The 14,748-nt window shown below is 50.0% G+C and carries 8 protein-coding genes, 2 pseudogenes and 1 CRISPR repeat array; of the genes and pseudogenes, 4 read left to right on the plus strand and 6 right to left on the minus strand.

Annotated elements, in window-relative coordinates; translation table 11 throughout:
* The first annotated feature begins 36 nt into the window (after positions 1-36).
* A CRISPR array of direct repeats spans positions 37-1,144; the repeat unit is 28 nt; unit sequence GTTCACTGCCGTTCAGGCAGCTTAGAAA.
* A gap of 45 nt (positions 1,145-1,189) precedes the next feature.
* Positions 1,190-3,214, minus strand: a complete 2,025-nt coding sequence (gene uvrB / locus A2F46_RS04385; RefSeq protein ID WP_066567215.1) for an excinuclease ABC subunit UvrB — start codon at positions 3,212-3,214, stop codon at positions 1,190-1,192.
* A 129-nt stretch (positions 3,215-3,343) separates the two neighbouring features.
* On the opposite strand from uvrB, the gene aqpZ reads away from it, so the two are divergent.
* On the plus strand, positions 3,344-4,027 hold the full coding sequence (aqpZ, locus tag A2F46_RS04390) for an aquaporin Z (protein WP_066567525.1): 684 nt from the start codon (positions 3,344-3,346) through the stop codon (positions 4,025-4,027).
* Positions 4,028-4,340: 313 nt separating this feature from the next.
* On the opposite strand, the pseudogene hpnC reads toward aqpZ, so the two are convergent.
* The 4 genes and pseudogenes from hpnC to A2F46_RS04410 all read right to left on the minus strand — a co-directional run bounded on the left by hpnC (position 4,341) and on the right by A2F46_RS04410 (position 7,967).
* A pseudogene (gene hpnC / locus A2F46_RS04395) lies at positions 4,341-5,152 on the minus strand (squalene synthase HpnC).
* 12 nt (positions 5,153-5,164) lie between these two features.
* A complete protein-coding gene (locus tag A2F46_RS04400) occupies positions 5,165-5,941 on the minus strand; it encodes a ferredoxin--NADP reductase (RefSeq protein WP_066567216.1) in 777 nt (258 codons plus the stop codon).
* Positions 5,942-5,983: 42 nt separating this feature from the next.
* Positions 5,984-6,784, minus strand: a complete 801-nt coding sequence (locus tag A2F46_RS04405; RefSeq protein WP_066567224.1) for a J domain-containing protein — start codon at positions 6,782-6,784, stop codon at positions 5,984-5,986.
* A 28-nt stretch (positions 6,785-6,812) separates the two neighbouring features.
* Positions 6,813-7,967: a PLP-dependent aspartate aminotransferase family protein gene (locus A2F46_RS04410; RefSeq protein WP_066567227.1), complete on the minus strand. Its 1,155-nt coding sequence runs from the start codon at positions 7,965-7,967 to the stop codon at positions 6,813-6,815.
* Positions 7,968-8,219: 252 nt separating this feature from the next.
* On the opposite strand from A2F46_RS04410, the gene folE2 reads away from it, so the two are divergent.
* Positions 8,220-8,993 carry a GTP cyclohydrolase FolE2 gene (gene folE2 / locus A2F46_RS04415; protein WP_066567230.1) on the plus strand — a complete coding sequence of 258 codons (774 nt, stop codon included), beginning with the start codon at positions 8,220-8,222 and terminating at the stop codon, positions 8,991-8,993.
* 82 nt (positions 8,994-9,075) lie between these two features.
* Positions 9,076-10,871: pseudogene (gene dsbD / locus A2F46_RS04420) on the plus strand (protein-disulfide reductase DsbD).
* Between the two features lie 79 nt (positions 10,872-10,950).
* Here dsbD and A2F46_RS04425 read toward each other — a convergent pair.
* Complete coding sequence (locus A2F46_RS04425; protein ID WP_066567236.1) at positions 10,951-11,322, minus strand: hypothetical protein; 372 nt, start codon at positions 11,320-11,322, stop codon at positions 10,951-10,953.
* 287 nt (positions 11,323-11,609) lie between these two features.
* Here A2F46_RS04425 and recC point away from each other — a divergent pair, with 287 nt between their 5' ends.
* Positions 11,610-14,747 (plus strand): exodeoxyribonuclease V subunit gamma, encoded by a 3,138-nt coding sequence (gene recC / locus A2F46_RS04430; protein WP_066567238.1) that lies wholly within the window; start codon positions 11,610-11,612, stop codon positions 14,745-14,747.
* Position 14,748: the final 1 nt, after the last annotated feature.

Below are 14,748 nucleotides of genomic sequence, written 5' to 3' on the forward strand. Positions count from 1 at the left end.
GAAAAGCTGCTCATCGTCATATCATTGTCTTTGAGCGTTCACTGCCGTTCAGGCAGCTTAGAAATGAAAGGTTAGCGATGAAATGGATTTTACGAAGTTCACTGCCGTTCAGGCAGCTTAGAAACGAATATCAAGAATATGATTATGTAACCCGCCGTTCACTGCCGTTCAGGCAGCTTAGAAAAGATACTTCTGCTCAAACAGTCCCGTATAAGGGTTCACTGCCGTTCAGGCAGCTTAGAAATTTAACGTATTTATATTTGAGTAAATCAGCACGTTCACTGCCGTTCAGGCAGCTTAGAAACAAAGTGGGCGTTTTTAAACAAGGAGCACATTGTTCACTGCCGTTCAGGCAGCTTAGAAAGCTCAGATTCTTGAGATACAAGAACACGAGGTGTTCACTGCCGTTCAGGCAGCTTAGAAAACTCGCCGTCAGCTTGCCAAATATCTGGGGTATGTTCACTGCCGTTCAGGAGCTTAGAAAGCTGGGGTCTCTCCAAAATGGGCGTTTTTAAAGTTCACTGCCGTTCAGGCAGCTTAGAAAAGCAGGCAACCAAAGATAATAACCTGGTATCCGTTCACTGCCGTTCAGGCAGCTTAGAAATTCAACCCCGGCTGCTCGGCGGCGGGCAAATAGTTCACTGCCGTTCAGGCAGCTTAGAAAATGATTACGCTTTTAGTTATGACAACGCATGTGTTCACTGCCGTTCAGGCAGCTTAGAAAGAGCAAAGCTGCTGCAGTGTGTTATAACGCGCGTTCACTGCCGTTCAGGCAGCTTGGAAATATCCAGTTCAGCAAAAAATGAGTCAGGAAAAGTTCACTGCCGTTCAGGCAGCTTAGAAATGATACGCCGGACATGTGCGCAGTTAACCCGAGTTCACTGCCGTTCAGGCAGCTTAGAAAATGATTTCTCACTTAATTGAATATGTAACGAAGTTCACTGCCGTTCAGGCAGCTTAGAAATATGGGCGGCTTTTTCATGAGGTGACGATATGGTTCACTGCCGTTCAGGCAGCTTAGAAAATTCATCATGCGCGTAAACACTTTACGCAACGGTTCACTGCCGTTCAGGCAGCTTAGAAATCAAATTCGCGGCCCAACACCGCTTTCACCGCGTTCACTGCCGTTCAGGCAGCCTAATAATTTTATTTATTATTCAATAAATTCATGAATAAACTCGGTTATCTGTCATACATCAACAGCACCAAACAACAACCCTTCTTTAATCGCGCGAATTTTGTCGCGAATCACGGCGGCCTCCTCAAACTGCAAATCGCGTGCCGCCGTTTGCATGGCTTTTTCCAGCTTAGCGATTTCTTTTAAGGCGTCTTCTTCGCTGCGGATTTCCTTTATTTTGATTTTATGTTTGCCGCGGCCTTTGCCATTATCATCGTGGTAAACGCCATCAATGATGTCTTTCACTTGTTTGTGAATTGGCGTGGGGACAATACCATTTGCTTCATTAAAGGCAATTTGCTTCTCGCGCCGCCGATCGGTTTCATCAATGGCCGATTTCATCGAGTCAGTGATTTTATCGGCGTATAAAATGGCCTCACCATTGATGTTGCGGGCTGCTCTACCAATGGTTTGAATCAAGCTGCGATGACTGCGCAAAAAGCCTTCTTTGTCGGCATCCAAAATGGCCACCAAGGATACTTCGGGAATATCCAAGCCTTCACGCAACAAATTAATGCCCACCAATACGTCAAACAAACCCAAACGCAAATCACGGATGATTTCCACGCGTTCGACTGTATCAATGTCGCTATGCAAATAACGGACTTTCACGCCCAGCTCGGTGTAGTAATCGGTGAGTTGCTCGGCCATGCGTTTGGTTAAGGTGGTGACTAATACGCGCTCGCCGCGTTCTTTGCGGATATTGATTTCGGAGAGTAAGTCATCCACTTGGGTGGCCACTGGACGAATAATAATGGTGGGATCCACCAAGCCAGTTGGCCGCACCACTTGCTCAACTACTTGCCCGGCATGCTCGGCTTCATATTTGGCAGGCGTAGCCGACACAAAGATGGTTTGCGGCATCAGCTGCTCAAATTCCGGAAATTTGAGTGGGCGATTGTCACGAGCACTGGGCAAACGGAAACCATAGTCCACCAAATTTTGTTTGCGTGACGCATCGCCTTTATACATGCCACCTACTTGGGTGACGGTGACATGGCTTTCATCAATAAACATCAAGGCATTATCGGGCAAGTAATCCATTAAAGTGGGTGGCGGCTCGCCTTCGGCTTTCCCAGAAAAATGGCGTGAGTAGTTTTCAATGCCTTTACAAAAGCCCATTTCATAGAGCATTTCCAAATCAAAACGGGTGCGCTGTTCAATGCGTTGAGCCTCAACCATGCGCCCTTCTTGGCTGAACCAGCTAATGCGATCGGCCAATTCTTGCTTGATGCCTTCACACGCGCGCAATACGGTATCGCGTGGGGTCACATAATGGCTGGCCGGATATACAGTGTAACGGGCCAAACGCTGATGCAGGCTGCCTGTTAGCGGGTCAAAAAACTGCATGCGGTCAATCTCGTCATCAAACAGGCTCACGCGCAAAGCCAGTTCTGAGCTTTCCGCTGGGAAGATGTCAATAACATCACCGCGCACGCGAAAAGTACCGCGAGAAAAATCCATGTCGCCACGCTCATATTGCATGGCCACCAGTCGTGCAATGATGTCACGCTGATCCATATGATCCCCCTCGCGGATAATCAAACGCATCTGCGTGTAATCTTCGGGGGCACCAATGCCATAAATGGCAGAAACGGTGGCCACAATCACCACGTCGCGCTGCTCCAATACCCTTTTGGTGGCGCTTAAGCGCATTTGCTCGATGTGTTCATTAATGCTGGAATCTTTCTCAATAAACAGATCGCGGCTGGGCACATAAGCCTCGGGTTGGTAATAGTCATAATAAGACACAAAATACTCAACCGCATTTTCTGGGAAAAATTCACGCATTTCCGCATACAACTGCGCCGCCAAGGTTTTGTTGTGTGCCATGATGATGGCTGGGCGGCCGCTTTGCGCAATCACATTGGCCATGGTGTAGGTTTTACCTGAACCAGTTACCCCCAGCAGGGTCTGATAGGCCAAACCATCTTCCAAGCCTTCCAGCAAACCAGCAATCGCCGTTGGCTGATCGCCGGCAGGCGGAAATGGTCGATGCAATTTAAACGGGCTATTGGGGTATTCGATGATGTCCATGCTCTTATGATGGTGCCAACTCAGATGAATAACAAGCCTAGGAAACCATTTCTGGGTTCAGATTCGTTTCAGGCAACCGATGCAATGGGCTACAATGACGCTCCCATCTGCTTTCACACGAGAAAAATTATGGATAAATATTTGGCTGAGTTTTTTGGTACATTTTGGTTGGTTTTCGGCGGTTGCGGCAGCGCCGTGTTGGCGGCGGCTTTTCCTGAACTGGGCATTGGCTTTGCGGGCGTGGCACTGGCTTTTGGTTTAACGGTGGTTACCATGGCTTATGCCGTGGGCCATATTTCCGGCGCCCATTTCAATCCAGCAGTGTCTGTGGGCCTCGTAGTGGGCGGCCGTATGGAAGCAAAATACTTGTTGCCGTATGTAGTCTCTCAAGTATTGGGCGCCATTGCCGCAGCAGCGGTATTGTATGTCGTGGCTTCAGGCAAAGCAGGATTTGATGCTGCCGCCAGCGGCTTCGCCAGCAACGGTTATGGTGCGCACTCGCCAGGTGGGTTTAGCCTGATGTCGGCATTGGTGATTGAAGTGGTGTTAACGGCTTTCTTCCTGTTTATCATCATGGGCGTTACCCATGCCAATGCCCCTGCGGGCTTTGCACCCTTGGCCATTGGTTTGACGTTGACCCTGATTCACTTGATCAGCATCCCAGTAACCAACACCTCGGTGAATCCTGCCCGCTCTACCGGTGTGGCCTTATTCCAAGGCGGTTGGGCTTTGCATCAGTTATGGCTGTTTTGGCTGGCACCCATTGTGGGTGGCATCATTGGCGCGATCACTTACCGCGCGATAAAAAAATAACCCATTATCAACATCAACAGGCTGCCTGAATGTTTCAGGCAGCCTGTTTTGTCATTACACCCGAATATCAACACAGCCATCGAATCCCAGCCACCATTCAAGTAAAAGATTATGGTCCATGAATGGAGGTGCATTGAAGCGGCCTGAGCGATAACGCCAAGGGATGTGCAGCAGTATATTTTTCACTTCTGGGCAATTTGGATGGCTACGAGTATCAGCGATACTCAGAGGCGGAAGTGTCATCAAAATGAGTAGGCGGTTCACCACCAGAACCAATCCGAGATAGCCACTGAGTGGTTTAAGATTTCATCATCTACTTAAGCAATGCGCGCCAGAGCAAAAGTGGTGCATCCCAAGCATGCAATTTAGGCCGTTCCGTAAACACATCAAACTTCGCGGCCCGAAGCTTATCTAAAATACGCTGTCCACCCGCTACAATCAGGCGCAATTCCAAGCCAACTCGACCCGGCAGCGTGCGGCCCAACGGTACGCCTACATCTAAAAAATGCTGTGCGCGCATCACTTGATGGGCGATGAGCGCCTGCATATCGGGCGTCAGCACCGCAGCATTGATTTCATGCACCGTAATACCATAGCGCTGGCATTCGTGTTCCGGCAAATACACGCGCCCTTTTTGCAATCTATGGCCACATCTTGGCAAAAATTGATGAGCTGCAAGGCGGTACAAATGGCGTCGCTCTGAGTCTGTGCAGTTGCATCGTGTATGCCAAATAGTCCCAACATGAGCCTACCCACTGGATTGGCGCTGCGTGCGCAGTAATCCAGCAACATAGTCTCATCAGAGAAACGCGTGGTGGTGACATCTTGGGTAAATGCGGAAAGTAAATTGTAAAAAGGAGGCAATGGCAGCGAAAACGGGCGTATCGCGACTTGGTTTAGGCGTTGCATTAAACCCGTTTGCGGCATTTCATTGCGGCCAATTCGATCCAATTCGGCGGTTAAGGCAGCCAGCTGTTGCAAACGCAAGGCGGGATCGTCATCACCCTCATCCGCGATATCATCTGCAGTGCGGCAAAACGCATATAAGGCATGCACAGGCGCCCGCAGCGACTTAGGCAACACCCATGACCCCACGGGAAAATTTTCGTAATGATTAACCGCCATGTTGATGCGCCATCAAAACCCGTTTTCCATAATGATTTGCCCCGGTATTTTATTGCGGTGCATGGCATAGCCCAAGTTGATTAAAGCTTTGAACGTATCTTGCACCATGGCAGGGTTGCCGCACAGCATAAACCGGGTATCGGCTGGGGAAAAAAGTTTCCCCGCGTATTGTGCCAAACTGCCATCCTGCAACAATTCAGGCAATCGTTTACCCAAAGCACCCGCTACCTGCTCACGCGTCACCACGGGAACAAAGCACAATTGATGCACAAATGCACCCACCAAGGGATGGTCAGCCAATGCCGCTATGTGCTGGTTGAAAATCAGTTCATCGGCATAAGACACGGAATGCACCAACACCAAATGCGCAAACCGTTGCCACACTTCTGGCTGCTGCAACATAGACAGAAATGGGGCAATGCCGCTACCCGTACTGAGCATCACCAAATCACGCCCGTCGGCAAACCGATCAGGCAGCAAAAAACCCGTGGCGGTTTTGTCCAACAGTATCGAATCCCCTGCGCACATGGCTTCAAACCGCGCGCTCATCGGTCCACCCTCAATCAACACCGCAAAATATTCCAGCGTGTCGGCATATTCAGCCGACACCACCGAATAGGCGCGCCACAAAAAACCGCTGCCATCGCGAAAACCCAAACGTGAAAATTGACCAGCCGTAAAACGGTAAGATTCAGGTCTGGTTATGGCAAAAGTCATCAATTTGGACGTATGCCGCTTTACCCACAACACGGTTTCCTCAGTGAATTTGGCTTCTGCTGGTGCACTCATACAACCTCACTTCTGTTCAGGCAACCACAACGCCGCCTATCATCACAAACGAATATCAATTTCTCGGAATTGGCCACTGGACTCGGTGTGCTGAATTTGAATGGCGTCGCTGACTTGCCAAGCCCCATTATCCAAACGCTGATACTGCAGGCTAAAATCACCATCACCCAATTTTTTCACATCAAAGACATCACCTGCTGGCACATAAAATGACCGAATGGCCGTGAACTTACCCGCGCGCAACTCATACAATTGGGCAAACACCGCCGTATTTAAGCCACTGGCATCCACATGAATCACATTACGACCACGCTCACGCAAAACTGGGTAACCAGACACATATGCCGGTTTCACCGGAAAAGACTGCCCATTGGGTGCTGTCATCACCACGCCAGGTATCGATGCCGATAAGGCGGCGGGCTTATGCCATGTCATTTTCCACCATACTCCGCCCATCACCACCACCAACGCCGCAGCCAGTAGCCACAGCCAACCATGCCCTTGCGTGGCCAAAGTATTGGTATCCTCACCCAAGGCAGGCACCGTTGCCACGGCCTGACCGCCTTGAGTTACCTCGTGCTGGCGGTTCAGGCGTGTGGGTGCCACATTAGATTGCAGCTGCTGCCGCGCGATCCACACATCATGTTGATGCCGCTGCTCTGGGTCTGACAATACTGCATAAGCCTCATTAATCTGCGTCATCATCTGATGGGCTTGAGGGTTATGCGGATTGCGATCAGGATGGTATTTTTGTGACAACACGCGATAAGCCGCGCGAATCACATCCTCTGAGGCAGTAGGCGCTACCCCCAAAACATCATAAAAAGTACGAAACACACTCATGGCCCTGCGGCCCTTCCTCAAAACAAGTTCACATCAGTTGGTTTAAAGCGTGATTGATGTCATCCCAAATGTCGTCTATGTCCTCAATCCCTGCCGAAAACCGCAATAAGCCTTCACGGATACCCAATGCCTCTTTCACTTCATGGCTCATGCCACTGTGCGATTGGCTGGCACTGTGATTCACAAGGCTTTCTACACCACCCAAACTGGGTGCCATTTGCACCAATTTGAGGTTCTTAATAACGGTATTGGCAGCTTCGCGACTGTTGTTTTTTAAATAAATTGACACCACACCACCAAAACCACGCATTTGTTTGGCCGCAATATCATGATGCTCGTGTTCAGGCAGCCCGGGGAAAAATACCTTTTCTACGGCCGCATGTTTTTTCAGGCGCAAGGCCAATTCAGTCGCATTTTGCACATGTCTGTCCATACGCACGGCCAAGGTCTTGATACCGCGCAACACCAGCGCGCAATCCATAGGGCCAGCTACGCCACCACTGTTGATGGAGATGCTTTTCAATAATTTGGCGTGTTTGGCCGATTTGGTCACCACAATGCCCATCAACACATCAGAATGCCCACATAAATATTTGGTGGCTGAATGAAACACCACATCAACGCCCAAATCCAATGGATTCTGCAAATAAGGCGTGGCAAAGGTGTTGTCCATACCCACCAAAGCACCGGCTGCTTTTGCTTTAGCGGTCAACAACCCGATATCCACCAAACGCAGCAAGGGATTACTGGGGGACTCCAACCACACCATTTTCACTGGTGTTTCAGCCAAAATAGTATCCAAGTTGGCCGGATCGGTTAAATCGGCGAACACCACGTTTACGCCCCATTGCGCATACACTTCAGTGAGCAAATCATAGGCACCGCCATAAATATCAGCTACCGCCACGATGGTGTCGCCGGGTCGCAAAAAAGTGCGCCAAATAGCGTCAATACCTGCCATCCCGCTGGCAAACGCAAAGCCCTCTACGCCATGTTCCAATGCCGCCACAGTGTCTTCCAATACTTTGCGCGTGGGGTTGCTCACACGCGAATAACGAAACGGAATGCCCTCCCCGATTTCACGCAAAGCAAACATGCTGTTTTGATAAATGGGTGGCATCAATGCGCGGTTATGTTCGTCTGGATCGTAACTAGAATGAATGGCTTCCGTGGCAAATTTCATGCAAAACTCCTGATATCGGCACCCATGCTTGGCATGCCGCTTAAGCCCGTTTGGCAAGTTTAAAAGTGGGTGAATTTTAGCACGTTGGCCCTACTTTCAGGCAGCCCATTGCACAACAATCGCATTCACAGCGATTTAATCCGACTAATTTGCTCGGATTTAAGCAGTCCAGTATAATCGCCAGCCACGCATCTCATCATGCGCAGGCCCAGAGCCCAACCGCTTTCTTTATACTGAAGGATATGCAACAGCATGAATGCCATTGCCGACGTGCAAAGCAGCTTAGACAAACGCAACATGCCCATTAATCAAGTGGGCATCAAAGACTTACGCCTACCCATTGCCATCACTTCCGATGCCGGCACGCAAAATACAGTGGCGCGTCTGACCATGACCGTCTTTTTGCCAGCTGAGCAAAAAGGCACACATATGTCGCGCTTTGTTGAATTGATGGAAACACACCATGAAGCCATTGACTTTCAAGGTTTGCAAACGCTGACTGAAGCGATGGTGGCTCGTTTGCATTCAGATTCTGGTAAGTTGAGCTTGAGTTTTCCTTTTTTCCGTCGTAAACAAGCGCCGGTATCTGGTATCAGTAGCACCTTAGATTACGAAGTCACACTTAGCGGCGAGATATTAAATGGTCAATACCGCCACCGTTTACAGGTGATGGCGCCGGTAACCAGCCTGTGTCCTTGCAGTAAGGAAATTTCTCAATATGGCGCACATAATCAGCGTTCCCATGTCACCGTTTCCTTGTGTTGCACCGAAAAAGTAAGCATAGAAGAAGTCATTGACTTAATTGAAGCGCAAGCCTCCTGCCAACTCTATGGTTTGCTCAAGCGCCCAGATGAAAAATTCGTTACCGAGCAGGCTTATGACAACCCTAAATTTGTGGAAGACATGGTGCGCGATATTGCCACTGCGTTAAAAGCAGACGCGCGCATTGGCCAATTTACCGTGGAAAGCGAAAACTTTGAATCCATCCACAATCACTCCGCTTACGCCTTGATTCAATACCCATGATGACGCCAATATGGTTTGGGCAACATCAAGCGCAGAAGCGGGTTAGTGAGAAAATCGTGGCACCGCGCCCATCCTTGTGATCATGAATATATTCAAAAAACTGTGTTGGTTGCTGCTCATGTGGCTGGGTTTATTTCAGGCAAGCCATGGGCTTGATGCCAGCCAGTTATTGCCTGCTGAAAAAGCCTTTGTGCCCACCGTCACGGTGAGCAACAATCAGGTAACGGTTGAATTTGCCATTGCCGATGGCTACTATCTTTACCGCGACAAAATCATTGCAGACACCCAGCCCAAGAAATTTTTGGGTCAACCGCAATTTACGATTGAGGGCAAGACCAAAAGTGATGCTTTTTTTGGTCGGCAACAGGTTTACTACCAACGTGCGGTTCTCTCGCTGCCTTTCCTAAAACCCGCTTCGGGCCAACCATTTTCGTTGCATTTGAGCTATCAAGGCTGCGCCGATGCGGGCATATGTTACCCCCCTGTCGACACGCTCTTAAACATTAATGGCGATGGCCGCTATCAGCCACTGAACCTGCAAAAAGCAATCCCTTTTTACAACAACCGCATGAACAACCCCGCCAATCTGTGCCACCCGCAAAACCCGATAGCCACCGTTTTCAATTATCTTGGCAAACATTGAGCGCCAATTTATTGGCGTTTTTTATTGCCGGCATCGGCTTGAGCCTCACGGCCTGTATGTACCCATTGCTGCCCATCGTATCGGGCATCATTGTGGGTAATAATACCCACACCAAACGCCGCGCCTTGGTGCTTTCTTTTGTGTATGTACAAGGTTTGGCACTAACTTATGCCTTAGTGGGGGTGGCTGCTGCCTTATCGGGTGCTTTGCTCACAGTATGGTTGCAACAATCTTGGGTTGTGCTCAGTGCCGCCACCATATTAGTGGTATTGGCTCTATCAATGTTTGGGTGCTATACCTTGCAATTACCCAGCCGCTGGCAAAGCTACATACATACACGCAGCCATCGACTCCGTGGTGGCCACTTGTTGTCGGCAGGAGGGATGGGCATGTTGTCCGCCTTGATTGTCGGGCCTTGTGTAGCACCACCATTGGCATTCGCTTTGGGCTATATTAGTCAGACTGGTGATGCGCTATTGGGTGCTCTGGCTTTGTATGTATTGGCATTGGGCACAGGCTTACCGTTGATGATGGTGGCCACTCTGGGTAGCCACATTTTGCCTCGTGCAGGCGTATGGATGGTGGGTGTCAAACAAGCATTCGGATTGCTACTCATAGCCGCCGCAATCTATTTGGCCACGCCATTTTTGCCTTATCCGCTGGTCGTCTCGCTGTATACCCTACTGCTGGTCATCCCCGCAGGTTTGTTGTTGGTCAATCTGCGTCATTTTTCAGGCAAGCTAAAATACTTCAGCGCTATTCTAGGGTCGTTTTTACTGGGATTCGGGGTGTATTTTGCGCTGGCCAGTGTGCAACAACACAGTACCTTTCTGCACAGAGCGCTCACACTAACCCCCCCCAATCAAATACATTTTGGCCGAGTTTTTAATCATCCTGATGATTTAAACGCTGCCATAGAAGCCGCTTTTGCCGCCCATCCCAATGAGCCTGTGATTGTTGATTTCTATGCTGATTGGTGCGTGTCGTGCAAGGAAATGGCTGCCTATACACTGTCTAATAGCCATGTTCAACGCCGCCTCAATCCACACCGTTTTTTGCAACTGGATGTCACCGCCAACACACCAGCACAACAAGCCTTTCTCAAGCAATATGGACTATATGGCCCACCCGGTTTATTTGTGTTGAAAGCCGATGGCTGGCGCAGTGCGCCGTTGCTGGGTTATGTACCCGCAGAAGCATTTTTGCACTGGTATCAGCAACAGGCTCAACCCTGATCGCCCACTTCAGCGAATAGAAACTGGGGCAGTCCATAAAAAAACACCGCCCAAGGCGGTGTTTTGAGTGACACAGGCATCAATTTTTATAATGCCGATCAGCATCCTTCATGGCACGGCGAGACAGCGCCAAATTGCCTTTGTTTCGATCCAACACCAAAAACAAAAACAACCCAGGGGAGCTTTTCATCGGTCGCAACAAATAATACTGTTTACCCAGTGTAATCAGGATATCCTCGATTTTATCTTCTACCCCTTCACCTTCATACAGGCGGTCAATGGCTTTGACTTCTGAGCGCACAATTTCGGTATTCCCAGCCGCCAAAATATCCAAATCCATGCCAGATGGACTTTGTCCATCCAAAATCATGCCGCTACCATAATCCACCACGGCACACGCCATCACGCCTTTGGTCTGAGCCAATTCATTGATTACGCCTTCAAATCTCACGTTCGTATCCTTAATGATTTGGACAGGACCAGAAATCACCTATCCGATGTCAATTAGTACTTATTTTCCATTTTTTTACTTAATTTGACCAGCACAATCAGCGCTTTTTATCGCGAAAAAATCATTGCCTGCGTTTGGCAAACGCCATACTGCTCCCGCATAATAACGACTTTGTTGCTTCTGGTCATGGTCATGCTGTATTTGTATCAATCCAACTGCTTGGAATATTTAGCTGCCACCTTTGCCCAAGTATACCGGCTGCGGCCACCGTCGCGGCTTGGCAACCCATGCAAATTATGGTGCAAAGCCAAGGTATGCGCCGTTACCTGAATCAGTTTTTAGCACAACAACACGGCATTGCCGCCAATCTACAGTTTGGCTTGCCCGCTGGTTTTGCTTGGCAGCTGACGCGCCAAGTATTACCAGACACCCCAGCTGTTAACCCATTCCAAACCGATGTGTTGCGCTGGCGCTTGTTGGCTTTATTCAATCATTCTGATTTCAGGCAACCTGACTTGGCACTGGCACATGCTGCCTTAAGCGAATACCTCAACAGCAGCGAGCAAGCACCCTACCACTTAGCAGGCAAACTCGCAGATGTGTTTGACCAATATTTGATTTATCGCAGTGATTGGATAGATGCATGGCAACGTGGCCAGCTGCTCAATCTAGGCCAAGACGAAAGCTGGCAGGCGCAATTGTGGCGATATTTGGTACAAGAGACACCCGCGGCCCACCGAGCACAACAACAAAAAGCACTGTTAAGCGCCTTATCTGCGCGCGTTTTGCCTGAACGCATTGTGGTTTTTGGCATCACCACGTTAGCCCCCTTATACTTGCAACTGCTACAAGCCATCGCACAACACACTGAAGTGCACATTTTTGCCGTTAACCCCAGCGATCAATACTGGGGACACATTTTGCCAGCTGAGCACCTACTCCAGCACCACTATGATGGCCCGATTGACGACAATGTCGGGCACCCTCTTCTGGCCAGTTTGGGCAAGCAGGGCCGTGATTTTTTTGATGCCTTAAACGACATGCCGCATGTACAACTGGAGCAAAGCATCTATGACCAGCATCCCCGTTCAGGCAGCCTATTGGCCCGTTTGCAGCACCATATCCAAACTTTACGCATGCCTCAGCACGAGCCTGACAGCTTCATGGATGGCAGTATCCAGCTGGTGAGCGCACATTCCCGTTTGCGTGAATTGCAAATTTTAAAAGATCAGTTGTTGCAAGACTTGGCCAGACATCCAAAATGGCAGCCAAGCGACATCGTGGTGCTCACCCCCCACATCGAACACTATTTGCCATTCATTGATGCCGTTTTTGGACAATCTCAAGACGGCCAGCAAAGTCTGCCATTCTCTATTGCCGACGTCAAAATCAGCCATCAGCAAGCGCTGCTACAATTATTGGCCAAAACGTTGCCATTGATGCGTGGGCGTTTTGTCATTGATGAAGTGTTCGCGCTCTTGGATGAGCCAGCGCTGCGCGCCCGCTTCGATTTGAGCGATGCTGATGTGGACACCTTAACCGCAGCATGGACCGATATCGGTGTGCATTGGGGCAGTGATGCCGCTATGCGTGCTCAATTTGGTGGCAACAGTGCCCAATTTACTTGGCAGCAAGCACGTGACCGTACGGTATTGGGCTGGCTGCTGCCACAAACCAACGCGCCAACATCTTGGCAAGGCATACTGCCTTGGTTTGGCGAGCTGAGTCAAAACCCGCTGTTGATGCGCGGCCAAACCCTCATCGACACCTTAATACAGCACCACCAGACATGGCAGACGGAAGCAGACGTCCCCACGTGGTTACACCGCATTCGCGCTTTATTGCATGATTTGGCTGACGAAGACAACCTCACCGGCAGTGCCATGCAGCAATTGGAAAGCGCCTTGGCTGATTGGCAAGCGCAAACTACCCTAGCCCATTTCCAAGACACGCTTTCGCCTGATGTGGTCATAGAACATGTGCAGCGCTTCCTCGAGGGCACGCGCCAAGCGGGTTTTTTGCGCGGTGGCATCACTTTTTGCAGCATGGTCCCCATGCGTACCTTGCCTTTTCGTTGTGTGTGCTTACTGGGTTTGAATGATGGCGAATTCCCCCGCACCACCAAAGCTGCTGCTTTTGATTTGATTGCGCAACACCCACGCGCGGGCGATCGGGCGCGCCGTGATGATGACCGTTATTTATTTTTGGAATCGATACTCAGCGCCCGCGATAAATTGTATTTATCGTACGTGGGCAAAGACATCCGCAAAAATGAAGCATTGGCGCCCTCGGCACTGGTGTTTGAACTCACCGATGTGGTGGCTACTGTATTGGGGCTTACACCCACTCAATTTAACCAGCGCCACATCATTCAACATCCTCTACAACCGTTTTCACGGCGCTATTTTAATGGCTACCTCAACAGCACCCGCGCCGATTATGCAACGGCATTGAGCGCACCACCTGAGGAGGTAGCACCCTTTTACAACCCGTCTATACCCGCCAGCCTAAATCCTGTTGATGAGGAAATGGCACCCAACACCATTGACATACAAGATTGGCTGAGTTTTTGGCGTAATCCCGTCAAGCATTGGCTGCGTCATCAACTACAATGGCAGGCACCGTTCACGGAGGCATCAGAAGAAGCCGACGAACCATTTTCCATTATCGACAGCGCCGACGTGTATTCGGCCTATCTGTCGGCACGACGCAACGGCACAGATTTTGCACTGGTCGAAACCGAGCTGGCACAAGCGGGTAGTCTGCCTGAAGGCAATTTGGGTGATGCCGCTACCAAGGCCTACCGCGCCGCAGTGTTGTCCCTGCCCACCCAATGGTTTACCAGCATGCCAATGCCCGATGCCCCCATTGACTTGGCTTTTGGCCACACCCAATTATGCGGTTCACTCAACCATTTGTATGAAGATGGCCAATTGCTGTTTTCTGGCAGCCCGCTCAATGCGCCCGATACCATCGTGTTGTTACTGCGCCACTTATTGCTGTGCGCGGCCAATATCAAAGGCCTGCCCCATGAAAGCCACCATCTTTACCCACCTGCGCCCACTGTATTGAACACCATTGATGTGGACCAAGCACATGCCTGGCTGCGACCGTGGATAGACTACTACAAACTGGGACAAACACGGCCACTGCCTTTTTTCCCTAAAACCAGCCTGGCTACTGCCCAGCAGTGGCTCAAAACACAGCAGCAAAATGCCACTGAGCAAGATTACGGGGAAGCGGAGGTGACCAAAGCCCGCCACGAATACTTAGGCAGCCAATTCAACAGCGGTCAGGCAGATTACGACGAAGTACGCCAGGTATTTGGGCACGACAACGAACGGCCCATAGAGACTCCGCTTTTTTGGCAACTGCTGCGCGATCTACTGCTGCCTTTGCTGCGCGCCACGCACACGGAAGTATGAC

The organism is Snodgrassella sp. CFCC 13594, from assembly GCF_001590725.1.
In the GTDB taxonomy this organism is placed as follows: domain Bacteria; phylum Pseudomonadota; class Gammaproteobacteria; order Burkholderiales; family Neisseriaceae; genus Snodgrassella.